23 protein-coding genes and 1 tRNA gene are annotated in these 25,588 nt (G+C 55.0%); 9 read left to right on the forward strand and 15 right to left on the reverse strand.

Annotated features, from left to right (window positions below):
- Positions 1-26 precede the first annotated feature (26 nt).
- Positions 27-1,244 carry a beta-ketoacyl-ACP synthase I gene (gene fabB / locus LOC22_RS03695; protein ID WP_230239369.1) on the reverse strand — a complete coding sequence of 406 codons (1,218 nt, stop codon included), beginning with the start codon at positions 1,242-1,244 and terminating at the stop codon, positions 27-29.
- A 158-nt stretch (positions 1,245-1,402) separates the two neighbouring features.
- Between fabB and mnmC the strand changes: the two genes are divergently transcribed.
- Positions 1,403-3,400, forward strand: coding sequence for a bifunctional tRNA (5-methylaminomethyl-2-thiouridine)(34)-methyltransferase MnmD/FAD-dependent 5-carboxymethylaminomethyl-2-thiouridine(34) oxidoreductase MnmC (mnmC, locus tag LOC22_RS03700; RefSeq protein ID WP_230239370.1), 1,998 nt, complete (start codon positions 1,403-1,405; stop codon positions 3,398-3,400).
- Between the two features lie 58 nt (positions 3,401-3,458).
- On the opposite strand, the gene LOC22_RS03705 is transcribed toward mnmC, so the two are convergent.
- Genes LOC22_RS03705 through prmB form a run of 6 tightly spaced genes read right to left on the reverse strand, consistent with a single transcriptional unit; the run spans position 3,459 to position 8,010 of the window.
- The gene (locus LOC22_RS03705) at positions 3,459-3,737 is read right to left on the reverse strand and encodes a YfcL family protein (protein WP_017383451.1); all 279 of its coding nucleotides are present in this window, start codon (positions 3,735-3,737) and stop codon (positions 3,459-3,461) included.
- A 13-nt stretch (positions 3,738-3,750) separates the two neighbouring features.
- Positions 3,751-4,296 (reverse strand): elongation factor P hydroxylase, encoded by a 546-nt coding sequence (locus LOC22_RS03710; RefSeq protein ID WP_040117913.1) that lies wholly within the window; start codon positions 4,294-4,296, stop codon positions 3,751-3,753.
- Positions 4,296-5,105: a sulfite exporter TauE/SafE family protein gene (locus LOC22_RS03715; protein WP_230239371.1), complete on the reverse strand. Its 810-nt coding sequence runs from the start codon at positions 5,103-5,105 to the stop codon at positions 4,296-4,298. Before LOC22_RS03715 ends, LOC22_RS03710 begins: the two co-directional genes overlap by 1 nt.
- Positions 5,105-5,929, reverse strand: a complete 825-nt coding sequence (gene mepA, locus LOC22_RS03720) for a penicillin-insensitive murein endopeptidase (RefSeq protein WP_110292328.1) — start codon at positions 5,927-5,929, stop codon at positions 5,105-5,107. Before mepA ends, LOC22_RS03715 begins: the two co-directional genes overlap by 1 nt.
- Positions 5,930-5,931: 2 nt before the next feature.
- On the reverse strand, positions 5,932-7,017 hold the full coding sequence (aroC, locus tag LOC22_RS03725; RefSeq protein ID WP_230239372.1) for a chorismate synthase: 1,086 nt from the start codon (positions 7,015-7,017) through the stop codon (positions 5,932-5,934).
- Between the two features lie 60 nt (positions 7,018-7,077).
- Positions 7,078-8,010 (reverse strand): 50S ribosomal protein L3 N(5)-glutamine methyltransferase, encoded by a 933-nt coding sequence (gene prmB / locus LOC22_RS03730; RefSeq protein WP_003861381.1) that lies wholly within the window; start codon positions 8,008-8,010, stop codon positions 7,078-7,080.
- A 145-nt stretch (positions 8,011-8,155) separates the two neighbouring features.
- Here prmB and smrB point away from each other — a divergent pair, with 145 nt between their 5' ends.
- Positions 8,156-8,707, forward strand: coding sequence for an endonuclease SmrB (gene smrB / locus LOC22_RS03735; RefSeq protein ID WP_015572246.1), 552 nt, complete (start codon positions 8,156-8,158; stop codon positions 8,705-8,707).
- 46 nt (positions 8,708-8,753) lie between these two features.
- Here smrB and sixA read toward each other — a convergent pair whose 3' ends face one another.
- From sixA to LOC22_RS03755, 4 genes are all read right to left on the reverse strand, one after another.
- Positions 8,754-9,239, reverse strand: coding sequence for a phosphohistidine phosphatase SixA (gene sixA, locus LOC22_RS03740; protein ID WP_003861375.1), 486 nt, complete (start codon positions 9,237-9,239; stop codon positions 8,754-8,756).
- Between the two features lie 209 nt (positions 9,240-9,448).
- On the reverse strand, positions 9,449-11,596 hold the full coding sequence (fadJ, locus tag LOC22_RS03745; RefSeq protein WP_230239373.1) for a fatty acid oxidation complex subunit alpha FadJ: 2,148 nt from the start codon (positions 11,594-11,596) through the stop codon (positions 9,449-9,451).
- On the reverse strand, positions 11,596-12,906 hold the full coding sequence (gene fadI / locus LOC22_RS03750; RefSeq protein ID WP_230239374.1) for an acetyl-CoA C-acyltransferase FadI: 1,311 nt from the start codon (positions 12,904-12,906) through the stop codon (positions 11,596-11,598). Before fadI ends, fadJ begins: the two co-directional genes overlap by 1 nt.
- Before the next feature lie 228 nt (positions 12,907-13,134).
- Positions 13,135-13,419, reverse strand: coding sequence for a YfcZ/YiiS family protein (locus LOC22_RS03755; protein WP_017383455.1), 285 nt, complete (start codon positions 13,417-13,419; stop codon positions 13,135-13,137).
- 372 nt (positions 13,420-13,791) lie between these two features.
- On the opposite strand from LOC22_RS03755, the gene fadL reads away from it, so the two are divergent.
- Entirely contained in the window at positions 13,792-15,075 is a 1,284-nt protein-coding gene (gene fadL, locus LOC22_RS03760; protein WP_017383456.1) for a long-chain fatty acid transporter FadL, read from the forward strand.
- 44 nt (positions 15,076-15,119) lie between these two features.
- On the opposite strand, the gene mlaA is transcribed toward fadL, so the two are convergent.
- Positions 15,120-15,872 carry a phospholipid-binding lipoprotein MlaA gene (gene mlaA / locus LOC22_RS03765; RefSeq protein WP_003861365.1) on the reverse strand — a complete coding sequence of 251 codons (753 nt, stop codon included), beginning with the start codon at positions 15,870-15,872 and terminating at the stop codon, positions 15,120-15,122.
- 314 nt (positions 15,873-16,186) lie between these two features.
- Between mlaA and LOC22_RS03770 the strand changes: the two genes are divergently transcribed.
- Together LOC22_RS03770 and LOC22_RS03775 are read left to right on the forward strand one after the other, a co-directional pair.
- Positions 16,187-17,116, forward strand: coding sequence for a formate/nitrite transporter family protein (locus LOC22_RS03770; RefSeq protein WP_017383457.1), 930 nt, complete (start codon positions 16,187-16,189; stop codon positions 17,114-17,116).
- A 75-nt stretch (positions 17,117-17,191) separates the two neighbouring features.
- Positions 17,192-17,263, forward strand: a tRNA-Arg gene (locus LOC22_RS03775).
- 13 nt (positions 17,264-17,276) lie between these two features.
- On the opposite strand, the gene LOC22_RS03780 is transcribed toward LOC22_RS03775, so the two are convergent.
- Entirely contained in the window at positions 17,277-18,656 is a 1,380-nt protein-coding gene (locus tag LOC22_RS03780) for a diguanylate cyclase (protein ID WP_023304167.1), read from the reverse strand.
- A 268-nt stretch (positions 18,657-18,924) separates the two neighbouring features.
- On the opposite strand from LOC22_RS03780, the gene lpxP reads away from it, so the two are divergent.
- Both lpxP and ypdK read left to right on the forward strand, forming a co-directional pair.
- Entirely contained in the window at positions 18,925-19,845 is a 921-nt protein-coding gene (gene lpxP / locus LOC22_RS03785) for a kdo(2)-lipid IV(A) palmitoleoyltransferase (RefSeq protein WP_026080619.1), read from the forward strand.
- Positions 19,846-20,203: 358 nt separating this feature from the next.
- Positions 20,204-20,275 carry a membrane protein YpdK gene (ypdK, locus tag LOC22_RS03790; RefSeq protein ID WP_099458937.1) on the forward strand — a complete coding sequence of 24 codons (72 nt, stop codon included), beginning with the start codon at positions 20,204-20,206 and terminating at the stop codon, positions 20,273-20,275.
- Between the two features lie 58 nt (positions 20,276-20,333).
- On the opposite strand, the gene alaC is transcribed toward ypdK, so the two are convergent.
- A complete protein-coding gene (alaC, locus tag LOC22_RS03795; protein WP_017383460.1) occupies positions 20,334-21,569 on the reverse strand; it encodes an alanine transaminase in 1,236 nt (411 codons plus the stop codon).
- A 386-nt stretch (positions 21,570-21,955) separates the two neighbouring features.
- Here alaC and LOC22_RS03800 point away from each other — a divergent pair, with 386 nt between their 5' ends.
- Together LOC22_RS03800 and LOC22_RS03805 are read left to right on the forward strand one after the other, a co-directional pair.
- Positions 21,956-23,653: a sensor histidine kinase gene (locus tag LOC22_RS03800; protein WP_032619300.1), complete on the forward strand. Its 1,698-nt coding sequence runs from the start codon at positions 21,956-21,958 to the stop codon at positions 23,651-23,653.
- Positions 23,654-23,666: 13 nt separating this feature from the next.
- Positions 23,667-24,398: a LytR/AlgR family response regulator transcription factor gene (locus LOC22_RS03805; protein WP_015572237.1), complete on the forward strand. Its 732-nt coding sequence runs from the start codon at positions 23,667-23,669 to the stop codon at positions 24,396-24,398.
- A 35-nt stretch (positions 24,399-24,433) separates the two neighbouring features.
- Here LOC22_RS03805 and glk read toward each other — a convergent pair whose 3' ends face one another.
- On the reverse strand, positions 24,434-25,399 hold the full coding sequence (gene glk, locus LOC22_RS03810) for a glucokinase (protein ID WP_003861352.1): 966 nt from the start codon (positions 25,397-25,399) through the stop codon (positions 24,434-24,436).
- Positions 25,400-25,588 lie beyond the last annotated feature (189 nt).

Genomic DNA, 25,588 nt, shown 5'->3' on the forward strand with positions numbered 1-25,588 from the left:
CTCCCTTCTACTATACCTTCAAACGCTTACGCTTTCAGCTTACGCATCACCAGCGTGGCGTTGGTGCCGCCGAAACCGAAGCTGTTGGACATAACGGTCGTCAGCTCACGTTCGGTGGTTTCGGTCACGATGTTCAGGCCAGCCGCCTGCCCGTCCATCTCTTCGATGTTGATGCTTGGCGCGATAAAGCCGTTTTCCAGCATCAGCAGAGAGTAGATCGCTTCCTGCACGCCCGCCGCTCCCAGAGAGTGACCGGTCATGGCTTTGGTTGCAGAGATAGCCGGGCTATTGTCGCCGAACACTTCACGGATCGCACCCAGCTCTTTCACGTCGCCTACCGGCGTTGAGGTGCCATGGGAGTTCAGGTAGTCGATTGGAGTATCAACACCGTGCATCGCCATCTTCATGCAGCGCACCGCGCCTTCACCAGATGGAGCAACCATGTCAGCGCCGTCAGACGTTGCGCCGTAGCCCACGATCTCAGCATAGATGTGCGCGCCACGCGCCAGCGCGTGTTCCAGCTCTTCAACCACAACCATACCGCCGCCGCCAGCGATAACAAAACCGTCGCGGTGTGCGTCATAAGTACGGGACGCTTTGTCTGGCGTTTCGTTGTATTTGGTGGACAGTGCGCCCATCGCGTCGAACTCACAGGCCATTTCCCAGCCCAGCTCTTCGCCGCCGCCAGCAAATACGATGTCCTGTTTGCCCAGCTGGATCTGCTCAACCGCATTACCGATACAGTGTGCGGAGGTCGCACATGCAGAGCTGATGGAGTAGTTCACACCGTGGATTTTGAACGGCGTTGCCAGGCACGCGGAAACCGCTGACCCCATGGCTTTGGTCACAACATATGGACCGACCGCTTTCAGGCCGCGCGGGCTGCGCATGGCGTCAGCACCGAACACCTGAGCTTTAGAGGAACCGCCGGAGCCTGCAATCAGGCCCACGCGTGGGTTGTTCTGGTAAGCGTCTTCGCTCAGACCAGAATCCTTGATCGCTTCCTGCATGGAAAGATAGGCGTAGATAGAGGCATCGTTCATGAAACGAACCACTTTACGGTCAATTAAACCGGTGGTGTCCAGTTTAACGTTACCCCATACGTGGCTACGCATTCCAGAATCTTTAAACTCTTCAGAGAAAGTGATCCCGGAGCGTCCTTCACGCAGAGATGCCAGGACTTCCTGCTGGTTATTACCGATGCTGGAAACGATGCCCAGGCCAGTAATCACTGCACGTTTCATTCAATACCTCTGTAAGTCGCACTATAAAAAGTTTCGAGTCGCACAATAGCGTACACTTGTACGCCGAACAAGTCCGATCAGCCATTTTCTGTGGAAATTTGCACCGATGGGCTCACATCGCTAAGATCGTGCCACTGCCTGTCGGACGAGTAACTTACGTGAAACAAAACGCCATACAACCTGCCAACCTCGAATTCAACGCTGAGGGTACACCTGTTTCCCGAGATTTTGATGACGTCTACTTTTCTAATGATAACGGACTGGAAGAGACGCGCTATGTCTTCCTCGAAGGAAATCATCTCAGCACCCGCTTCCCTGAGCATCCGCGCAGCCTGTTTGTCGTAGCGGAGAGCGGTTTCGGCACCGGGCTGAATTTTCTGACCCTCTGGCAGGCGTTCGACCAGTTTCGCGCTGCACACCCCGAGGCTACCTTACAAAGATTACATTTCATCAGTTTCGAAAAATTTCCGCTTACCGCGCACGATCTGCGGCTTGCCCATCAGCGCTGGCCGGAGCTTACCCACTGGGCGGAACAGCTTCAGGCCCAGTGGCCTCCGGCTATCGGTGGCTGTCATCGTCTGATTCTGGACGACGGACACGTCACGCTCGACCTGTGGCTTGGCGACATTAACGACCTGACCGATAAGCTCGATGACTCAATGAATCAGAAGGTGGACGCCTGGTTCCTGGATGGTTTTGCGCCCGCCAAAAACCCGGACATGTGGAGCCCGCACCTGTTCAGCGCCATGGCACGTCTGGCGCGCCCGGGCGCGACGCTTGCTACCTTCACCTCGGCGGGATTTGTTCGCCGTGGGTTGCAGGAGGCGGGGTTTACCATGCGGAAAACCAAAGGCTTTGGCCGCAAACGCGACATGCTGGTCGGGGTGATGGAACAGGATCTGGCGATCCCGGCGCAGGCCCCCTGGTTTGCCCGTCGCGCCAGCACCTCGCGTGAGGTCGCCATTTTGGGCGGGGGTATCGCCAGCGCCCTGCTCTCGCTGGCGCTGCTGCACCGTGGCTGGCAGGTGACGCTCTACTGCGCTGACGAGGCGCCGGCGACGGGCGCATCAGGCAACCGTCAGGGCGCGCTTTATCCCTTATTAAGTTCACACGATCCGGCACTGTTCCAGTTCTTCCCGGCGGCGTTTACGTTTGCTCGCCGCCTTTACGATAGCCTGCCGGTTGCGTTCGACCACAACTGGTGCGGCGTGACGCAGCTCGGCTGGGACGAGAAGAGCCAGCAGAAAATCACACAAATGCTGTCGCTGGGCCTGCCGGAAACCATCGCCCATGCCGTGACGGCACAGCAGGTTGCTGAGACCGCTGGCGTCGACACCGGCTGCGGGGGCATTCAGTATCCACTCGGCGGCTGGCTGTGTCCGGCTGAACTGACTTCTGCGGCGGTAGCCCTCGGGCAGTCGCGTGGGTTGACAGTGCATTATGCCCATAAGGTTCAATCGCTACGCCGCACTGCGCACTGGAAACTGCGTTTCGCTGACGGCAAAGAGGCGCAGCATGCCAGCGTTGTGCTGGCCAACGGGCATCATATCAGCCAGTTTACCCAGACAGCGTCATTGCCGGTTTATCCGGTCGGCGGCCAGGTGAGCCATATCCCGACCGCGCCCGAGCTGAACAAGCTACGCCAGGTGCTGTGTTACGACGGCTACCTGACGCCGCAAAATCCGTCCAACGGCCATCACTGCATCGGCGCCAGCTACCATCGCGGTGAAACAGATATGCAGTACAGCGAAGCGGATCAGCAGCAAAACCGCCAGCGCCTGCTCGACTGTTTCCCGGATGCGTCGTGGGCAAAAGAGGTGAATGTCGGTGAGGGTCAGGCTCGCTGCGGCGTACGCTGCGCGACCCGCGATCACCTGCCGATGGCGGGAAACGTGCCGGACTATGACGCCACGCTTGAAGTCTATCAGGATCTTGCTGACAACAAAGAAACGGCGGTAAGCGCGCCCGTTCACCCCGAGCTGTTTATGCTGGGTGGCTTAGGCTCGCGGGGATTATGCTCCGCGCCGCTGCTGGCTGAAGCGTTAGCCGCGCAAATGAGCGACGAGCCGGTTCCGCTGGACAGGGTTACGCTCGCGGGGCTGAATCCAAACCGACTGTGGGTGCGGAAATTGCTGAAGGGGAAAATGGTCAAGTAGGGTGCGGTCTGGTGCCCTCACCCCGGCCCTCTCCCTGTGGGAGAGGGCGGTGATACACTTACTTCGCTTTCGCCTGCTGGAACAAATTGTCCCACATGCCCAGCACTAAAGACTGGTCGCGCGGAGAGAGTTCCCCGGCCAGAATGGCTTTTTCCAGGCTGCGAGTGACTTCCGCGTGAACGGCGTCGGCAGAGTGATCGTCCCCGGCTTCCAGCGCGGCTACCGCCAGCGTCAGGTGACCACGCAGATAACCGCTGGCGAACAGCTCATCATCACTGGCGTGTTCCACCATGTCATCAATTAACGCCAGAATGCGTGATTCAAATTCTGCGATCATCTTCTTTCCTCTGTTAAAGATCTTCCGGCCAAGGGAAGCATTCCGCCGTGATCTCCGGCGTGTGGTAATAATTCTGTAAAGCCTCGATCAAGCGTGCCGGACGTGCCGGGATGCCTTTCTCAAGATATTCCATCACCTGCGCATGAACGCGGCGCTGGAAGACGATACGGTCTGGCTCGAAGTCGCCTTCGAGGTTGTCACAACTTACGTTGAACGGGAAACCCGCCGCTACGCAGAACAGCCATTCGAGCGCCTGAGGTTTCACCTCCACATCTTCGAACTGCCCTTGGGTGGCGGCGTCGCGCCCGTCCGGGCAGTACCAGTAACCAAAGTCCACCAGCTCGCGACGCGCTTTCCCGGCGATACACCAGTGCGAAATTTCGTGCAAACCGCTGGCGTAAAAGCCGTGGGCAAAGGTGATGCGGTTATACGGAACCTCGTCATCAGCAGGAAGATAGATCGGTTCGTCGTCGCCTTTAATCAGACGGGTATTAAAATCATCAGCAAAACAGCTATCGAAGATCTCAATCAGCTGTTCGTAGTTATGCGTACTGTTCATTAGTTCATCCCCAACCAGGTGAGGATCTCCTGTCCATGGCTGTCATAAAGAAGTTTGGCGCTCATCACCGCCGAGACGACAACAATCATCGGGCGGATCAGCTTTTGTCCTTTGCTTAATACCAGACGCGAGCCTGCGCGCGCGCCCAAAAACTGCCCTGCCATCATCACAAACCCGGTTGCCCAGATAACCTTGCCGCCAATGATAAACAGCAGCAGACCGCCAACGTTGGAGGTCGCGTTGAGGACTTTGGCGTGGGCGGTGGATTTGGCGAGGTTGAATCCGGCCAGCGTCACGAATGCCAGCGCATAAAACGAACCTGCCCCCGGGCCAAAGAAGCCATCGTAAAAACCGACGCAGCCACCGGCAATCAGCGCAAACGGCAGGCCGTGAAGACGACGCTGTCGATCTTCTTCCCCGAGCTTTGGCATCAGCAGGAAATAGAGGCCGATAAAGATAACCAGCAGCGGCAGGATCTGGCGCAGAATGTCGGACTGTACGTGCTGGACCAGCAGCGCACCCGCCGTTGAGCCAATAAACGTCATCAGGATATTGAGCTTCTGATCGGCGAGATTCACCACTTTGCGCCGGATGAAATAGAGCGACGAGGAGAGCGAACCGCCGCATGCCTGGAGTTTGTTGGTGGCAAGCGCCTGGGCAGGGCTCATGCCTGCCGCCAGCAGCGCCGGAACGGTGAGCAACCCGCCGCCGCCCGCCAGGGCATCGATAAATCCGGCTAACATCGCAACAAAAAAGAGCACCGCCAGCAGCAGCGGTGACACCATGAACAGATCGACGAAATTATCCATTAAAGTACATGCTCATCCAGTAGCGCCTGGCAGGAAGGCGGCAACGGAGGCGGTGTCTTCTTCTCAGGCTTAGAGGTTCCAGGCTTGGCCGGTTCAAACCAGCTTTGCAGTTCGTAACCACAACCATCGCCAGGCGGTGGCAGCGGCTGATCTTCACATTCCAGGCTGTTCGCCGGACAGCGCAGGCGAACATGCATATGCGCCCGGTGCTGGAACCACGGGCGCACTTTACGCAACCAGTCGCGATCCGTTCCCGCATCCAGGCAAAGCTGCTGCTTGATGGCCGGATTAACAAAGATCCGCGTGACGTCGTTATCCTCTGCCGCCAGCTTAATCATGCTGGAAATTTCCGGCGACCATCGCGAGGCGACGACCCGTTTACCGTCGGCCGAGACCAGATCCAGCGCCTGCGGTTTCAGCAGCTGCGCTGAGCTCCAGCGCGTTTTCGGCAATTGCAGGAAGATATCCACATCCAGTCCGGTCTGGTGGCTGGCGTGACCGCCGTTGAAGCGACCACCGGCAGGCATCCCCATATCGCCAATCAGCATCGTCCCCAGCCCCAGGTTATGCACCTGGTTGCCAAGACGCTGAATAAACAGCAGCAGGTCAGGATGGCCGAAATAACGGCGCTGGTCGGTGCGCATCACCTGATAGGTATCCGATTGCAGCGGAAGTTCCTGCGCGCCGACGATACACCCGTTGGAGAAAGCGCCAATGGACTGCGCGCTCCCCGCTACCGGGTGGGTGATTTTCTGCCACGGCGTAGCGGCCAGGCTTGCTCCACTGGCCAGCAGCGCCAGCAGAGCGATTGCGGTTTTTTTCATAGTTACCAGCGTGGAATGGTGGTCGTCACATCCGCATTCTGCGCGCGCTGGCGCAGGAAGTGATCCATCAGCACGATCGCCAGCATCGCTTCTGCGATCGGCACCGCGCGGATCCCCACGCACGGATCGTGACGCCCTTTGGTGATCATCTCAACTTCATCGCCAGCGCGGTTAATCGTGTGGCCCGGGACGGTAATGCTGGACGTTGGCTTCAGCGCAATATTGGCAATAATTTGCTGCCCGCTGCTGATGCCACCCAGAATGCCGCCCGCATGGTTGCTCTGGAAGCCCGCTTTCGTGATTTCGTCGCGGTTCTGGCTACCGCGAAGCTTGACCACGTCAAAACCGTCGCCAATCTCGACGCCCTTCACCGCGTTGATGCTCATCAGCGCGTGGGCGATGTCAGCGTCGAGACGGTCAAATACCGGCTCGCCCCAGCCAGCCGGAACGCCGTCAGCCACCACGGTGACTTTCGCACCGATGGAGTCGCCCTCTTTTTTCAGGCCGCGCATCAGTTCGTCGAGCGCCTCCAGCTTGTCGGCATCGGCGCAAAAGAACGGGTTTTGCTCGACCTGATCCCAGTCTTTGATCGCCAGTGGAATGTCGCCCATCTGGGTCAGACAGCCGCGGATAACGATGCCAAATTTCTGCTGGAGATATTTTTTGGCAATTGCCCCTGCCGCCACGCGCATCGCGGTTTCACGCGCGGAAGAACGCCCGCCGCCGCGATAGTCGCGAAAGCCATATTTTTGTTCGTAGGTATAGTCGGCGTGACCAGGACGGAAAACGTCCTTAATCGCGCCGTAGTCCTGAGAACGCTGATCGGTGTTTTCAATCAGCAGGCCAATGCTGGTTCCTGTGGTACGGCCTTCAAATACGCCGGAGAGAATTTTGACCTGGTCCGGCTCGCGACGCTGCGTGGTGTAGCGAGAGGTACCCGGACGACGACGGTCAAGGTCATGCTGTAAATCGGCTTCGGTCAGTTCGATGCCTGGCGGGACGCCATCAACGATACAACCCAGTGCCAGACCGTGCGACTCGCCAAAGGTGGTCACACGGAATACCTGTCCAATACTGTTTCCTGCCATCACGGCTCCGATGTTGTTGTTTGTGTTTGAGCGTTGTGAAACGGGCCGAAGCCCGCTGGATTAATCTTTGTAAATGCTGAAGTATTCGCGTGCATCAAGCAGTTGCGCCTTGGTCAGCATAAAGACGCCGTCACCGCCGTTGTCGAACTCAAGCCAGGTGAACGGCACATCCGGGTACTGCTCTATCAGATGTACCATGCTGTTGCCTACTTCACAAATCAGAACGCCGTCGTCGGTCAGATAATCCGGCGCGCAGGCCAGGATGCGGCGGGTCAGCTTCAGCCCGTCAGAGCCTGACGCCAGGCCCAGCTCCGGCTCGTGACGGTACTCGTTCGGCAGGTCGGACATATCTTCTGCATCCACGTACGGCGGATTGGTGACGATCAGGTCGTATTGCAGCGTCGGCAGGTCGCGGAACAGGTCAGAGCGGATAGGCGTGACGTGATGAATCAGCCCGTGCTCTTCAATGTTGTGTTCGGTGACGGCCAGCGCGTCGGTGGAGATATCGACGGCGTCCACTTCCGCTTCCGGGAAGGCGTACGCGCAGGCAATGGCGATGCAGCCGCTGCCGGTGCACATATCAAGAATGTGCTGCGGCTGATGGTTAATCAGGCCGTCAAAATGGTTGTTGATCAGCTCGCCAATCGGCGAACGCGGCACCAGCACGCGCTCATCAACATAGAATTCGTGGCCGCAGAACCAGGCTTTGTTGGTCAGGTAAGCCACCGGAATGCGCTCGTTTACGCGACGGATCACGCGCTCAACGATGCGGTGTTTTTCACTGGAGGTCAGGCGCGCGGTGCGCATGTCTTCCGGAATATCCAGCGGCAGGTAGAGAGACGGCAGCACCAGCTGCACGGCCTCATCCCACGGGTTGTCGGTACCGTGACCGTACCAGATATTGGCGGCGCTGAAGCGGCTAACCGACCAGCGCAACATGTCCTGTATGGTATGCAGCTCGTTTACTGCTTCATCGACAAAAATTTTATCCACTCTTTCCTCCAGGGCATGCTCGCATAATTTTCGGCGGCTAGTTTGCCATGAAGACGGCGATAAATCAGCAATGACGCGTACCGCTTGAGGTTAAAAAATGCGTTTAGTCGGGTACACTATCGGAAATACGAGATGAGAATGACGAATGAAAAAGAAAACATCGCTCAGCGAGGAGGATCAGGCTCTATTCCGCCAGCTGATGACCGGGACGCGTCAAATCACGCACGACACCATTGTCCATCGCCCGCAGCGTAAAAAAGTCAGCGAGGTACCGGTCAAACGGTTGCTCCAGGAGCAGGCCGATAACAGCCACTATTTTTCAGATGAGTTTCAGCCGCTGCTAAATACCCAGGGTGCGGTGAAATACGTGCGCGAAGACGTCAGCCATTTTGAACTGAAAAAATTACGCCGGGGAGATTACTCGCCGGAGCTGTTCCTCGATCTGCATGGGTTGACCCAGATGCAGGCGAAACAGGAGCTGGGGGCGTTGATCGCGGCATGTCGTCGCGAGCATGTTTTTTGCGCCTGCGTGATGCACGGCCACGGCAAACATATTCTTAAGCAACAGACACCGCTGTGGCTGGCTCAGCATCCACACGTGATGGCTTTTCATCAGGCGCCAAAAGAGTACGGCGGAGATGCCGCATTGCTGGTATTGATTGAGGTGGAGGAGTGGCAGCCGCCAGAATTGCCCTGACAGGAAGGCGGGAGGCACGCTGCACCCCGCCATATCGCACGTCACGTCAGATGGCTTTTGCCATCTTCAGGTTGCACGGACTCATTTGCCAGTTAAAGACCCCTTTGCCGGTTTCGTCGAGGGTGACGTTGGCAATGGCGGACGTTGTGAACATCGGTGGCGTTTCGCCCGGGCACAGCTCAGATACCAGATAGCCGACCAGCGGCAGGTGGGAAATGACCAGTGCGGAAGCGACACCTTCATTGCACAGCGCCTGAAGGTAAGCACTGACAAGGCCAACATCGCCACACGGCGTGAGTTCAGGGAGAACATCCACACTGGATGGCAGGTTCATACACTCCCCTACCACATCCAGCGTCTGTTCTGCCCGCAGGAACGGACTCACCAGAACGCGTTCAATGTCCACTTTTTGACCTTTAAGCCATGTCGCCATCTGACGGGATTCGTCGCAGCCACAGACGGTTAAAGGACGTACTGAGTCACTGGCGGCATCGAGTGCCGCGTCGCCGTGACGCATGATAAAAACTTGCATATTGCACCGCTTTTGTTAACCAGAATCACCGGCGTTAACTACCCGCGATTAATGCTCTGAGGTAGAAAACCCGATGGCCGGGCATTGTGCCTGATCCATTCGGTGAATGAAACGCTGTTTTTTACCTCAATGGCGTAAGTATAGTCAATCTCTGTTTACAATTTCGCCAGAACAGGTTCCATCACCTCAGGATTTACCCTTCTTTGACTTCAGTTTACGCAATCAGTTTCCCTTGCGGGCCAGAATGTCTGACCCCGTTCCGCCATCTGCAATAATTCGTCACAAGGTGTAAACCGTGGACCGTATTGCGAGGCCAGACGTTGCAGGATCGCAACCACTTCACCCGCCCCGAGGGTATCCATATACCGGAACGGGCCGCCAAGGAATGGCGGAAAACCGATACCAAACACGGCGCCGATGTCGCCGTCGCGCGCGCTTTTGATCACCTGCTCACCAAAGCAGCGCGCCGCTTCATTGAGCATCATCATCACGCAGCGCTCAGCACACTGAACCGCCGACAGTTTTCCCTGACCCGTGACAGGAATAAGCGCATAAACTGAAGGGTCGACCTGTTTCTTGCTTTTACGCCCTTTCGCGGCGTAAAGATAGAAACCGCGTTCATTTTTTCTGCCTTTGCGATCGTCCTTCAAAATTGCAGAAACAACGTTTGCAGGCGGCGAAAAACGATCGCCATAAGCCGCTTCCAGCACAGGGATAATTTTAGTCCCCGTATCAATTCCTACCTCATCCAAAAGTTGGATTGGGCCGACGGGGAAACCAAACTTCACGAGGGCGTCATCGACGTGCTCAATTTTCTCCCCTTCCGTCAGCAACCGCATCGCTTCGTTAATGTACGGCGCCAGAATGCGGTTAACGTAGAAGCCGGCTTTGTCCGCGACCACAATGGGGGTTTTGCCCTGTTTTTTCGCCAGCTTCACCACGGTGGCAATAGTCTGCGGGCTGGTTGTGGCATGCGGGATAACCTCCACCAGCGGCATTTTTTCGACAGGGCTGAAATAGTGCAGCCCTATCACCTGCTCCGGGCGCACGGCTTTCGCCGCGATGTCGCCGATCGGCAAAGACGAGGTGTTTGACGCGAAAATGGTGTGCGGCGCGCAATGCTGTTCAACGTCCGCCACCATCTGCTGCTTAAGGGCGAGATCTTCGAACACGGCTTCAATCACCAGATCGCGGTGTGCAAACCCACTGTAGTCGGTGGCGCCAGTGATCATCGCGAGGGTTTTATCACGCTCACTGGCCTTGATATGGCGGCGTTTCACTTTGCGATCAAGGTTCTGCCAGCTGTACTGCAACGCGTGGTTGATACCCTTAGGGTTGATATCTTTGATACGTACGGGCAATTTGCCTTTGCTGGCGGTGACAAATGCGATGCCGCCGCCCATCAGCCCACCACCCAGAACGCCAACGGCGCGCAGCGGAGCCGGTTCAGCTTCACTGCCCGGATCTTTTTTAACCTCCGTGCTGGCAAAGAAAATGCCGCGCAGCGCCTGCGACTGCGGCGTCATCGCCAGCTCGCCAAAGGCTTTCGCTTCCGCAGCATAACCGCTGCTGCTGCCCTGCGATAAACCGGTTTCAATCACCTTCAGAATGCGCGTCGCTGCCGGATAGTTCCCTTTGGTTTTTTGCTCGGTTTTTTTACCCACCATATTGAACAGCAGCGTGCGCCCCAGCGGCCCGGCGAGGATACGCTCGCGCACCGGCAGAGGGCGTTTCGCCTGACGACCTTTCAGCGCCCGCTCAACAGCGGCTTCAAGCAAGATGGCGTGCGGAACGACCTCATCAACCAGACCCGCCTTTAACGCCTGACGGGCGCGCAGCTGTTTACCGGTTAAAATCATCTCCAGCGCCGTACTGACGCCCACCAGACGCGGCAGGCGCTGCGTGCCCCCTGAACCGGGCAGCAATCCAAGCTGAACCTCCGGCAGTCCGAGTACCGTTTTCGCATCGTCGGTACAAATGCGGCTGTGACAGGCCAGCGCCAGCTCAAGCCCACCGCCCAGGCAGGCCCCGTGGATCGCAGCGACAACGGGTATCGACAGCGCATGGATCTCCGCCATTACCTGCTGCCCCTGACGCGCCAGGTCTTCTGCTTCCTGAGCGCTTTTCGCCCGGGCAATCATGTTGATATCGGCCCCGGCAATAAAGTTATCCGGCTTTGCCGAGATAAATACCAGGCCACGTATCGCTTTGTTTTCGCGGATCTGTCTGAGCATCGCACGCACCTGAACGCCGAACTCGGCCTTCAGGGTGTTCATCTTTTCGTCGGGTACATCAATGGTGATAACAGCCACGTTATCAAGGCGAACAGCCAGATTAAATGCAGATGTCGTTTCCATTATTCAGCCTCCAGAACCATTGCTGCACCCAGGCCGCCCGCCGCACAGGCGGTAACGAGACCAAAACCGCCGCCGCGGCGACGCAGTTCATGCAAAGTCTGAGTTATCATTCTCGCGCCGGTCGCCGCAAATGGATGGCCGTAGGCGATGGATCCGCCAAGCACGTTAAACTTACTCTGATCCACTTCGCCGGTCGCGTGGGCGCGGCCCAGTACATCGCGCGCGAAGCGCTCGCTTGCCAGCAGCTGAATGTTTGCCAGGGTTTGTGCGGCAAAGGCTTCGTGCATATCAATCAGCGTGAGATCGGAGAGCGTCAGCCCCGCACGCTCCAGCGCCAGCGGCGTGGACCAGGCCGGGCCGAGCAGCATGTCCTGCCAGACATCAATGGCGGTAAAGGCGTAGCTACGCAAATAGCCCAGCGGTGTGATGCCAAGCTCTTTCGCCCGGGATTCCGTCATCAGGATCACGGCGGCGGCACCGTCCGTCAGTGGCGTACTGTTGGCCGCCGTAACGGTGCCATGTTTACGATCAAACGCCGGGCGCAGTTTTGCGTAATCCTCCAGCGTCGAGGTGCCACGGATATTGTTATCTTCCACCAGCGGTTCGCGGAAAGGCGGGATGTAAGCCGTCATCACCTCGTCGGCAAGTTTGCCTTCCGACCACGCCTTCGCAGCGAGCTGATGCGAGCGATGCGCCAGTGCATCCTGCTGTTCGCGGGTAATACCGTAGGTTTTTGCCATCTGCTCGGCAGTGTCGCCCATACGCAGGCCGGTGGAGTATTCAGCAACGGCAGGTGGCACGGGCATGAGGTCGCGCAGACGTAAACGCGAGAAGAGTTTGAGCTTCGCACCGGTGGTCCGGGCTTTGTTGGCGTCCACGAGGATGCGGGCCAGCTGTTTGCTAACACCGATGGGCAGCACGGAGGAGGAATCCGCGCCGCCGGCGATCCCCGCGCGAATGGTCCCCGCCATCAGGCTTTCCGCCACGTTCGCCACCGCCTGGAAACTGGTGGCGCAGGCGCGGCTGACGCTGTATGCGTCGGTGTGAACATTCATGCCGGTGCCCAGCACGATTTCACGTGCGATATTGGGCGCTTCCGGCATTTGCACCACCTGGCCGAAAACCAGTTGCTCAATAACCTCTGGCGGGATCTCGCTGCGAGCCAGCATCTCCCCCACCACCATTTTTCCCAGATCGACAGCCGGTATACCGTGAAACGCGGTTGCCTGACGCGCAAACGGCGTACGTAACCCGCTGACAATGGCAATGCGGTCACCGTGTCGGGTGATAAGCGGTAATGCCTGACTCATAACACTCCCCTGTAAAAAAATTTTGCGCACACATTAAGTGGTCTGACCTGATAATAGTCTTAACTATTTTTTTACATTGAGCCAATCGGGGAAGCGAAAAATTGCGAGCTAAGGCACAGAGAAGAAAAAGAAAATGCCCCTGCATGGCAGAGGCATTTGTGCGGTTTGTTGCCGGGTTGCGGCGTTGCCTTACCCGGCCTACACGATCATAGGCCCGTGCAAAAAGTATTAACGCAGGCCCAGCTGGAAGATCAGCGTTTCTGCTTCGCAGGCGAACACAAAGTCGATATCCAGCCGCACGCCGCCTTCCACTTCCGTGAAGGTGGATTTGATTTCACACGGATCGGATTCGACTTCACGCGCGCGCTGGCTCAGCGCGGCCAGCGTCTCTTCCGCTTCAGCGCGGTTAGGGAATACGCGGCTGTAAGAGGCGGTGCAATCGGTGTTGTCCATAATGGTGCCAACATCCATACAGCAGCAAACCGGGGTTTCATCAGCACTGCATTTACTCATAGCTCAATTTCCTCTGTATTCGCGCAGGGCGCGAGATAAACACGATGCGTCTATTTTACGCCCCCGGACGAGCCCCCTCCAGCCGTTAATGGCGCAAAATCGGATAAGTGAGCAATATCACACTAAAAAATGATCTAAAACAAAATTCCCCTTTTCAGAGGAATCGCACTGGTCACAATTTTGCCAACCAGATCTCGTTTCAAGAAACATATCTGAAAATATTAATAAACAAACTTGCAACATCCCAGCTGGTCAGACCTATACTCTCGCCACTGGTCTGATTTGTAAGTCATACCTCAGACCCTACACTTCGCGCTCCTGTTACGGTATGTAACAATTATTGAATAAAAATAACTCAATGAGGTTATGGTCATGAGCCAGAAAACCCTGTTCAAACAAACTGCTTTAGCAGTTGCAGTGGCAATCGTCTCAACGTCCGCCTGGTCAGCGGGCTTCCAGTTAAACGAATTTTCTTCCTCTGGCCTTGGCCGTGCGTATTCCGGGGAAGGTGCGATTGCCGATGACGCAGGCAACGCGAGTCGTAACCCGGCACTGATCATGATGTTTGATCGCCCTACCTTCTCTGCCGGTGCGGTTTACATCGATCCTGATGTCAATATTTCTGGCAAATCTCAGTTCACCGGCGCAGATCTGAAGGCGGATAACATTGCGCCGACCGCGTGGGTGCCTAACCTGCACTTTGTTGCGCCAATCAATGAACAGTTTGGTTGGGGTGCCTCTGTCACCTCTAACTATGGCCTGGCAACGGAGTTCAATAACAACTATCCGGCCGGGGAATACGGCGGTAAAACCGACCTGACGACCCTGAACCTCAACCTGAGCGGCGCATATCGTCTGAACGATAACTGGAGCTTTGGTCTGGGCTTTGATGCTGTCTACGCCGATGCAAAAATCGAGCGTTACTCCGGGGAGCAAACTGCTGCACTGCCGAAAAACAGCAATAAAATTGCCAGCCTGAAAGGTGATGAATGGGGTTACGGCTGGAACGCCGGTATCCTGTATGAACTGGATAAAAACAACCGCTGGGGTCTGACCTATCGCTCAGAAGTGAAAATTGATTTCGATGGCGATTACAAAAGCGGCATCCTGAGCCCAGTCAACGGTATGGTCCCAGGCGCGGGCACCACCATTCCATGGGGTACCTCGAATCAAACCGTACCGGGTTCACTGTCGCTGCATCTGCCAGAAATGTGGGAAGTGTCAGGTTATAACCGCGTTGCGCCGCAGTGGGCAATTCACTACAGCCTCGCGTATACCAGCTGGAGCCAGTTCGAGGAGCTTAAAGCCACCGGCAGCAACGGCCAGACGCTGTTCTATAAAGACGAAAGCTTCCACGATGCATACCGTATCGCGCTTGGTACGACCTATTATATGGATGACAACTGGACGTTCCGTACCGGCGTGGCATTTGATGACAGCCCGGTACCGGCCGATAAACGTTCTATCTCCATTCCGGATCAGGACCGTTTCTGGGTGAGTGCGGGGGCAACCTACGCGTTCAACGAGAATGCCTCTATCGACGCGGGCGTGTCGTACATGCATGGCCAGAAGGTGACCTTCCAGGAAGGCCCGTACGAGTTTTCCTCTGAAGGTAAAGCCTGGCTGTTTGGTACCAACTTCAACTACGCGTTCTAATCCCAACACGATTAAAAAAGGTGAGCATTGCTCACCTTTTTTATTTATTCCGAATCGATATCTTTTAATTCGTTCTCGATGGCTTTCGCGTTCGGATTATCTTCCGGCTTCAGCTTACCGCCGTTGGCAATAAAGTCATGGTTCTGGAAGTAGGCCTCGCGGACCATGATGTACGGATCGGAAGACTGACGCAGCAGACCATCAGAATCCAGCAGTTGCGCACGCGTTTCAATTCCTTCCACGGTCCATTTACCAATCGACAGCGGCCAGGTGAGCCATGACAGTACAGGATACAGCGTATCCACCATGTCGCCGCCATCATCACGCACGGTAAAGCTGCCGTAGAATGGCAGGTGCACATACGGACCATAACCTACGCCATAGTGACCCAGCGTGCTGCCGAAACGGTGCGGCTGTTCACGCTGTAATTTCGGGTTCGCCATGCCCGCGACATCAATTAAGCCGCCCATACCCAGCAGGGAGTTCAGGAAGAAGCGGGTGAAATGCACCATCCCCTGATACGGGTCGCCCTGGAGGAAGTAGTTCACCATAACCGCTGGCTCTTCCAGGTTACTGGTAAAGTTGCTCAGCCCGTTACGCGCCGGCTGCGGAACATAGTCACGCCATGCCACGGCAACCGGACGAACCAGATATGGATCCAGCACATTATAGTTAAAGCTGTACATTGAACGGTTAAATCCTTCGAGAGGATCGGAGCGTCCCGTTTGCTCGCCAGAGCTGGCGCAGCCCACAAGCATTGTTACGCCCAGCGCAAGCGCCGACAGCCGAAGCTTCATAAATTTCTCCCTGTTCAATATGGCTATCGTTGAATGCCATCTGTGACGGAGCCTGAGATGCTCCGCCTGAAACGTGCAAGTGATTGTAACAGCACGCTTACCGATGTCTACGAGGACAATGACGACCCGCTCGCGTCATCACGCTAATTTCAGCATAGCCTGTCTTTCGGAATTCGTTTCGCTGGCAATTTTATATTGGCTTTGAAAGAGATGTCTCACCTTTATTGCCATTTTCAGCAATTTAAGAGCATCCCCACGGGGAAAGCGCTAAAAGCCGCTACGCTTAAATGAGCAATTACCCCGAAGGAGCTGTTATGAAAGACATTAGCGAAGAGAAAATTGGTGAAAGCAAAGAGGAACATGAGATTGAAAGCGAGGAGAAAGACCGGGGAGAAGAGATAGAAGTCGATGAAGATCGCCTGCCGTCGCGCGCCATGGCTATTCATGAGCATATTCGCCAGGACGGGGAAAAAGAGATGGAGCGCGACGCGATGGCCCTGCTGTGGTCAGCCATTGCAGCCGGTCTGTCGATGGGTGCCTCTCTGCTCGCCAAAGGGATATTTCACGTTCAGCTGGAAGGCGTACCGGGCGGGTTTTTGCTGGAAAATTTAGGCTACACGTTCGGCTTTATTATCGTCATTATGGCGCGACAGCAGCTTTTTACGGAGAATACCGTCACTGCCGTACTGCCCGTCATGCAAAATCCGACCCTCGGTAATTTCGGTTTACTGATGCGCCTGTGGAGCGTCGTGCTGCTGGGGAACCTGATCGGTACGGGCATAGCCGCCTGGGCATTCGAGTATATGCCAATATTTGATGAACCGACCCGCGACGCATTTGTGAAAATTGGCATGGATGTGATGAAAAACACGCCGGTTGAAATGTTCTCTAATGCCATAATTTCCGGCTGGATCATCGCCACTATGGTCTGGATGTTCCCGTCAGCGGGTAGCGCGAAAATCGTGGTAATTATCCTGATGACCTGGCTTATCGCACTCGCCGATACCACACACATTGTTGTCGGAACTGTTGAAATCCTTTATCTGGTATTTAACGGCACACTCCACTGGAGCGACTTTTTCTGGCCGTTCGCCCTGCCTACCCTCGCAGGCAACATTTGTGGCGGGACCTTTATCTTTGCGCTGCTGAGCCATGCGCAAATCCGTAACGACATGTCCAACAAGCGTAAGGCCGAGCTTAAGGCTCAGGAAAAAAAGGATAAAACTGCCGAAAAATCGGCGTGAACGGTGACTCTTTGACCAGTCAGGCGGCAATGCGCTTAACGAAAAGTGTAAATAACGCTATACTCTTGCCGCTTCGTCCCCTTAGTTAAATGGATATAACGAGCCCCTCCTAAGGGCTAGTTGCAGGTTCGATTCCTGCAGGGGACACTTCTGTCTTTCCTTACGCCCCCTTCCAAAGCTCCACGCAGTTTCGGCCACGCCGTTTCGCGCCGTATAAGGCTTCATCCGCCGCCTGAATCAATCGCTCGTAATCGGGATGCCCGTTGAACATCGCAACGCCTATCGAGAGGGAGAGCGGGATAATATCGCCGGTTGGGGAGTTAACCTTGATTTTTTCCACCCGCCTGCGGATACGCTCGGCAATTCGCAGCGCGTCCACCTCTGAGATTTCCGTTAGCACAATCAGAAATTCATCGCCGCCGTAGCGAAAAACGTAATCACAGGTTCGCACGTTGTCGTAGAACGCGCCGGAGACTTTTCGCAGGATCTCGTCCCCGGTATTGTGCCCCCAGGTATCGTTGATTTGTTTAAATTTGTCGACGTCAATCAGCAGCGTCGAGAGCTTTGTTCCCGCCCGGGTGGCGTGCAGGATTTCGCGTTTGAAGATGGTTGGCAGGAAACGGCGATTCAACAGGCGGGTCAGGACATCAACCCCCACCTCGTGTCGCGACACTTCGTCAAACAGTTCGCGCAAAAGCGTGATGATTTGCGAGAGCGTATTACGCATTCGCTGCAAGAATTTATCCCGCTGCGCTTTATCACTCAGACCCTGCCCTGCAAGACGGACCTCGTTAAAAAGGTCATCGAATTCCTGAATCAGACGAGAGATATGACCGGCCTCAGCGATGCCGCTGAAGTAGTGCCGACCTTTATGGCTAAACCACAGTCCAAATTCAGACTGCCCCAGCGGCAGACTGTTGCCGATACTGGAATTAAGCGTGATCTTATACAGAAGCACCATTTCCCATGACAGCAGCGCCGCGGTCTGTCTCTCCTTCTCCTCTTCTGCATTCTCCATTAAGGAAAAGATGCGATAATTTTCGTCCTCTTTCGCCGCATTGTTCTCGCTAAATACATAGGCCCGCGACATCACTTCCATGGCCAGATCGATACTGTTTATCGCGTAGTGATAAATATGCAGCTTCACCTCAGGCGAATGGGCGCTGGTAGTAATGACAGGCAACAGCAGCTTTTTCAGAACGCGGAAGCCCATTTCGACTAAATCAACCGAAATACCAATACGGGCATGAACATCCGCCGCGCGCTGCTGCGCCCGCATCTGCTCTTCAACCTGCTCCACACGGCATGAGAGCACATCAATAAGCCAGCGACGAAGCGCCTCCTGAAGCTGCCTCTCCACCTGTTCGGTGGTCAGGAATTCAGCTGCCGATGGATCTGCCAGCACAACACGATAGAATTCAGCGACCAGTGGCATTGCATTATCCCTGGCAAGCTCAGTCGCAAGCCGATGCACATCGGGATCGGTTTCATTAATCAGCTTCACCCACTCTTCTTTCACCGTTTGCAGGTAGGTTTCCATGGTCTGCACCTTCAGGAGACATGCGGGAACGCAGATTTAACAATAGCAAAATCAAACCACTCCGCAATTGCCGCTTTTTTAAACAAAAACGAGTGATAGCTCATAATGTATAACGGTGCTACATTATGCCGCCCACCCAAGTCAGCAATGGCCAGGCAACGTCGTAAAGAACGGTAAAGCCTGCAACCATGACCTCGTCCTACGGTCTCAATGGCACGTGGTATCGCGAAGTCTGCGCTACCTTCACAGGCTTCACATAGGTTCCACTATTTTGTCTCAATCCAAATTTCAGCGGGCGTTTCTGCACCCGCGCTACTGGTTTACATGGTTCGGCCTTGGCGTGCTTTGGCTGCTGGTTCAACTTCCATATCCCGTGATCCGTTTCCTGGGTTCTAAGCTCGGCAGCGCATCGCGTTACTTTCTTAAGCGTCGTGAATCCATTGCCCGAAAAAATCTCGAACTGTGCTTTCCGCATTACAATGCCCAGCAGCGCGAAACGCTGATTGCGGAAAACTTTAAATCTATCGGTATGGCGCTGCTTGAAACCGGTATGGCCTGGTTCTGGCCAGACGAGCGTGTCCGTAAATGGTTTGACGTGGAAGGCCTGGATAACCTGAAACGTGCCCAGATGCAAAACCGCGGCGTGATGGTTGTGGGTGTGCATTTTATGTCGCTTGAGCTGGGCGGCCGCGTTATGGGTCTTTGTCAGCCGATGATGGCAACCTATCGCCCGCATAACAGCGCGCTGATGGAATGGGTACAAACGCGGGGCCGCATGCGTTCAAATAAGGCGATGATCAGCCGTAACAATCTGCGCGGTATGGTTGGCGCCCTGAAAAAAGGGGAAGCCGTCTGGTTTGCCCCGGACCAGGACTACGGTCCTAAAGGCAGCAGCTTTGCCCCTTTCTTTGCGGTTAAAGATGTCGCTACGACGAACGGTACCTTTGTGATTTCACGTCTCTCAGGCGCCGCGATGTTGACGGTGACCATGGTCAGAAAAGCGGATAAGTCAGGCTATCGTCTGCATATCTCCCCAGAGATGGCGAACTATCCAGAAGATGAGAGTGAAGCCGCGACCTTTATCAATAAGGTGATTGAGTTTGAGATTATGCGTGCGCCTGAGCAGTATCTGTGGATGCACCGCCGCTTTAAAACCCGCCCCCTGGGCGAAGCCTCGCTCTATATCTGACCCCTGTCGAAGGTTAGTTTCGCTAAGAAACTAGCCTTTTCAAACACCTGTAATCGCAGTGCGTAACGGCTTTTTCGACCGTCGCTCAACAGGTATTTATTGCGTACCGAAATCAAACTGTCGCCGTTCCACGACACTCGTAAGTGTCGGAAATTATTTAAAAAAATGCCTCTTGTCACTCCTGAAATTTAGGCGTACATTAGCGCCGTCTGGCGACAGGAAAGCACAGAATTCAGAGCTGAAGTTAGCGACGTCACGGGATAATTCCGATTTCCCCTTTCGCATGATTTCAACTCTCTATACTCAGTTGGACTCTGTTTTTTTAATGCGTACCGGAAGATACGCGGAGCGATGAAACGTGAAATATTTCTTTATGGGCATTTCGGTTATTGTTTTAGTTTGGGCCGGAACGTTTGCTCTGATGATCTAGTTAAGAAAATGCAGTCAAAAAAACAGGCGCCGTTGGCGCCTGTTTTTTTTGTTGTCCGTTACGACTCGGGTTGTTCCGCAACGCTCTTCGCTGCAAGCAGGCCATCCGCGCGGAACATGCTTTTAATGCCCCGCACTGCCTGACGGATACGGTCGCTGTTTTCAATCAGCGCGAAACGCACGTGCGTGTCACCGTAGTCACCAAAGCCAATGCCTGGAGAGACGCAAACCTTCGCGTCCTGAAGCAGTTTTTTGGCAAATTCCAGAGAACCCATCGCCGCATACGGCTCAGGAATTTTCGCCCAGACGTACATAGAGGCTTTAGGCATTTCCACCATCCAGCCTGCTTCATGAAGCCCTTTTACCAGCACATCACGGCGGCGTTTATACTGAGCGGCAATATCGAGCACGCATTGCTGATCCCCTTCCAGCGCCGCGATGGCCGCGACCTGTAACGGCGTAAAGGTGCCATAGTCATGGTAGCTTTTAATACGCGCCAGGGCGCTCACCAGCGTTTTGTTTCCCACCATAAAACCAATTCGCCAGCCCGCCATGTTGTAGCTTTTCGACAGGGTGAAAAACTCAACCGCCACATCACGGGCACCCGGTACCTGCATAATTGACGGCGCTTTCCAGCCATCATAAACGATATCGGCGTAGGCGAGATCGTGTACCACCAGCACGTCGTAACGCTTAGCCAGCGCGACCACTTTCTCGAAGAATTCAAGTTCAACGCATTGTGCTGTTGGGTTTGACGGGAAACCGAGGATCATCATTTTCGGCTTCGGATAGCTTTCACGAATCGCCCGTTCCAGCTCGTTAAAGAAGTCGACGCCTTCCACCAGCGGGACAGAACGCACCTGCGCGCCGGCAATCACCGCCCCATAGATGTGAATCGGGTAGCTCGGATTCGGCACCAGTACGGTATCGCCGTGATCCAGCGTCGCCAGCATCAGGTGGGCCAGCCCCTCTTTGGAGCCAATGGTCACAATCGCTTCACTTTCAGGATCGATATCGACCTGATAACGATCCTGATACCAGCGGGAGATCGCCCGACGTAAGCGTGGAATGCCGCGTGAGGTGGAATACCCATGGGTATCAGGACGCTGCGCAACCGTGCAGAGTTTCTCAACGATATGCGGCGGCGTTGGGCCGTCAGGGTTACCCATACTGAAATCGATAATGTCTTCGCCGCGCCGACGCGCAGCCATTTTCAGTTCAGCAGTGATATTAAAAACATAAGGGGGGAGACGATCGATACGCGTAAAACGGCGTTCAGGACTGAATTCAGCCATAGATTCCTCAGAGTCACGTTAGCGCCCGGACCGTCCGAGCGACGCTGCCACCCGTGTGGCGTGCTTAGAAAATAACCTGAAGAAAAAGACGCTGTCGAGAGGATAACGGCAAAACAATATTTTGCGCTAAAACGGGAATGTGATTGCAGTGAAAAGCGGAACTCTTATCGCGAACAGGCAGTTTTAAGCGCTACGATTTAACACAATATTTTCAGTATCGTTACCTGACGTTTCTCCCCAAACGGAAAAGCACCGGCTTTCAGTCAAAAGCCAGCAATCCCCTTTGAGAATTATGGTTTTTCCCCATTTGATAAATCTGATGGATAGCTGGTCATCAGGCCCTATGTTTTCTATCATAGATTTTTCCCGTTTTCCCAGGCCTGACCGTGCACGAAATCTTCAATATGCTCCTGGCGGTGTTCGACCGCGCGGCATTAATGCTGATCTGTCTCTTTTTCCTTATCCGCATCCGCTTGTTCCGCGAACTGTTGCATAAATCTGCCCATTCGCCAAAAGAGCTGCTGGCCGTCACGTTTATCTTTTCGATGTTTGCCCTGTTCAGCACCTGGTCCGGGGTGCCGGTAGAAGGCTCGCTGGTGAACGTGCGCATCATCGCCGTCATGTCGGGCGGGATCCTCTTTGGTCCCTGGGTAGGGATTATCACAGGCATCATCGCCGGCACCCATCGATACCTGATTGATATTGGCGGCGTGACGGCAGTCCCCTGCTTTATCACCAGCATTATTGCCGGGCTGCTCTCGGGCTGGATTAACCGCAAAATCCCGAAAAAGCAGCACTGGCGTGCAGGGATTATCGCGGGGATGGTCTGCGAAACGCTGACCATGATCCTGGTCATCGTCTGGGCGCCAACCGTTGCGCTGGGGCTGGATATCGTCTCGAAGATCGGTATTCCGATGATCCTCGGGAGCGTCTGTATCGGTTTTATCGTGCTGCTGGTGCAAAGCGTGGAGGGCGAAAAAGAGGCCAGCGCCGCGCGTCAGGCCAAACTGGCGCTGGACATCGCCAACAAGACGCTGCCCCTTTTCCGGCACGTTAACGCCGAATCTTTACGTCAGGTTTGCGACATCATCCGCCGTGATATTCACGCCGATGCGGTCGCCATCACCAATATTGACCACGTGCTGGCTTACGTTGGCGTCGGTGAGCACAATTATCGCGACAGCGACGATACCATCAGTCCGACCACCAGACAGGCGATTAACTACGGAAAAATCATCATTAAAAACAATGATGAAGCCCACCGGACGCCAGAGATCCACTCAATGCTGGTGATCCCGCTGTGGGAAAAAGGCGTGGTCACGGGGACGCTGAAAATTTACTACTGCCATGCGCACCAAATCACCTCCTCGCTCCAGGAGATGGCGATTGGCCTGTCGCAGATCATCTCCACCCAACTTGAGGTTTCGCGTGCAGAGCAGCTGCGCGAGATGGCAAATAAGGCAGAGCTGCGCGCCCTGCAAAGCAAGATCAATCCCCATTTCCTGTTTAACGCGCTGAACGCTATCTCCTCTTCCATCCGTCTGAATCCGGATACCGCGCGGCAGCTGATATTTAATCTGTCGCGCTATCTGCGCTACAACATTGAGCTAAATGACGACGAGCAGATCGACATCAAAAAAGAGCTGTATCAAATCAAGGATTACATCGCCATCGAGCAGGCACGCTTTGGCGATAAGCTCACGGTCATTTACGATATTGATGAAGAGGTCAGCTGCGTGATCCCAAGCCTGCTGATCCAGCCGCTGGTGGAAAACGCCATTGTTCACGGTATTCAGCCGTGTAAAGGCAAAGGCGTAGTAACGATTAGCGTGACGGAAAGCGGTAACCGCGTGCGCATCGCCGTGCGCGATACCGGGCACGGCATCGATCCGAAAGTCATCGAGCGCGTCAAATCAAACGAAATGCCAGGCAACAAGATCGGACTGCTGAATGTGCATCACCGGGTCAAACTGCTGTACGGTGACGGGCTGCATATTCACCGTCTTGAGCCGGGCACCGAAATTGCCTTTTATGTTCCGAATGAGCGAACGCCCGTGAATGCCCCGATATCCTTGTTGCCGTAGGCCGGAGTAACAGATGAAAGTCATCATCGTAGAAGATGAATTTCTGGCTCAACAGGAGTTGAGCTGGCTTATCAAAACCCACAGCCAAATGGAGATTGTTGGCTGTTTTGAGGATGGTCTGGACGTGCTGAAATTTTTACAGCATAACCGGGTCGACGCGATATTCCTCGATATTAATATTCCGTCGCTGGACGGCGTCCTGCTGGCGCAAAATATCAATCAGTTCGCCCACAAACCGTTTATTGTGTTTGTCACCGCGTGGAAAGAGCATGCCGTGGAAGCCTTCGAGCTTGAGGCGTTTGACTATATTCTCAAGCCGTACCAGGAGTCGCGTATTATCAGCATGCTGCATAAGCTGGAAGCCGCGTGGCAGCAGCAAGCATTACCCGCCAGTGCCAGCCCGGTAGCGCGGGAAAACGACACGATTAATCTGGTGAAGGACGAACGGATCATCGTCACGCCTGTCGACGATATTTACTATGCCGAAGCGCATGAAAAAATGACGTTTGTCTATACGCGGCGTGAATCCTACGTCATGGCGATGAACATCACCGAATTCTGCAATAAACTCCCGGCCGCTCACTTCTTCCGCTGCCACCGATCGTTCTGCGTCAACCTGAACAAGATCCGCGAAATCGAACCCTGGTTTAATAACACCTATATTTTGCGGCTGAAGGATCTGGATTTCCAGGTGCCGGTAAGCCGCAGCAGGGTGAAAGAGTTCCGCCAGCTCATGCACCTGTAGCGCGTTCCCTCTCCCGCAGGAGAGGGGAATGAGCATCAGAGGATCTGACCCAGTACCTGACGCAGATGCGCCCCGGAGCCCAGTAAGCCTGGGTTGTCGTGGACAATCAGGTAAACAGGAATGTCCTGGACATAGCTCCTGAAGCGGCCTTTGTCTTCGAAGCCGCCACGGAAGCCGGAGGCGGTAAAGAAATCGAGGAATCGCGGCACGATCCCGCCCGCAATATAGACCCCGCCAAAGGTGCCAAGGTTCAGCGCCAGGTTGCCGCCAAAACGCCCCATGATGACGCAGAACAGCGACAAAGCACGGCGGCAGTCAATACAGCTGTCGGCCAGCGCGCGTTCGGTCACATCTTTAGGTTGCAGATTTTCCGGCAGACGACCGTCTGATTTTACAATCGCCCGATACAGGTTCACCAGGCCCGGGCCAGAAAGCACCCGCTCGGCCGACACGTGCCCAATCTCGGCGCGTAGCTCCTCCAGAATAATGCCCTCTTCTTCGCTGTTCGGCGCAAAATCCACGTGACCGCCCTCGCCCGGCAGGCTGACCCAGCGTTTGTCGACGTGGACCAGGTGCGCCACCCCCAGGCCGGTGCCTGCGCCGTAAACGGCAATCGGTTTGCCTTCAACCGGGGCCGTACCGCCGAACTGAATCAGATGCTCTGGTTTAAGCATTGGGATAGCCATGGAAACCGCAGTGAAGTCGTTGATAATTTCAAGGTGCGAGAAGCCGAGGTTTTTCCGCATTTCGGCAATTGAGAAGGCCCACGTGTGGTTGGTCATCGCCACCCAGTCGCCGGTGATCGGACAGGCAATAGCGATACAACCGTCTTCAACGCTCACTTTATGCTCTTCCAGATAGACGCGAACCACCGCTTCCAGGCTTGGGTAATCCAGCCCTGAATAGGTTTTCGCCTGAGAAATTTCACCGCTGTTCACATCGCACAGGGCAAGGCGCGCGTTGGTGCCGCCTACATCACCTACCAAAGCATACTTTGTCATTCTTCTACTGCTCCGCTAAAGTCAGAATAAATCTTTGGGACACTGTAAATTCAAGGCGTGATAACAACAACGACCAGAAGGTGACTGCCCATGGATTATCGATCTTCGTCACATTATAACTTTACCGTTTCAGCACCTTTTGCACTATTGCCACAATGCTGATTGTGCAAAGTAACGTTAAGCCGTTTT

This window comes from Enterobacter sp. AN-K1 (assembly GCF_020971765.1).
Taxonomy (GTDB): Bacteria; Pseudomonadota; Gammaproteobacteria; order Enterobacterales; family Enterobacteriaceae; genus Enterobacter; species Enterobacter hormaechei_C.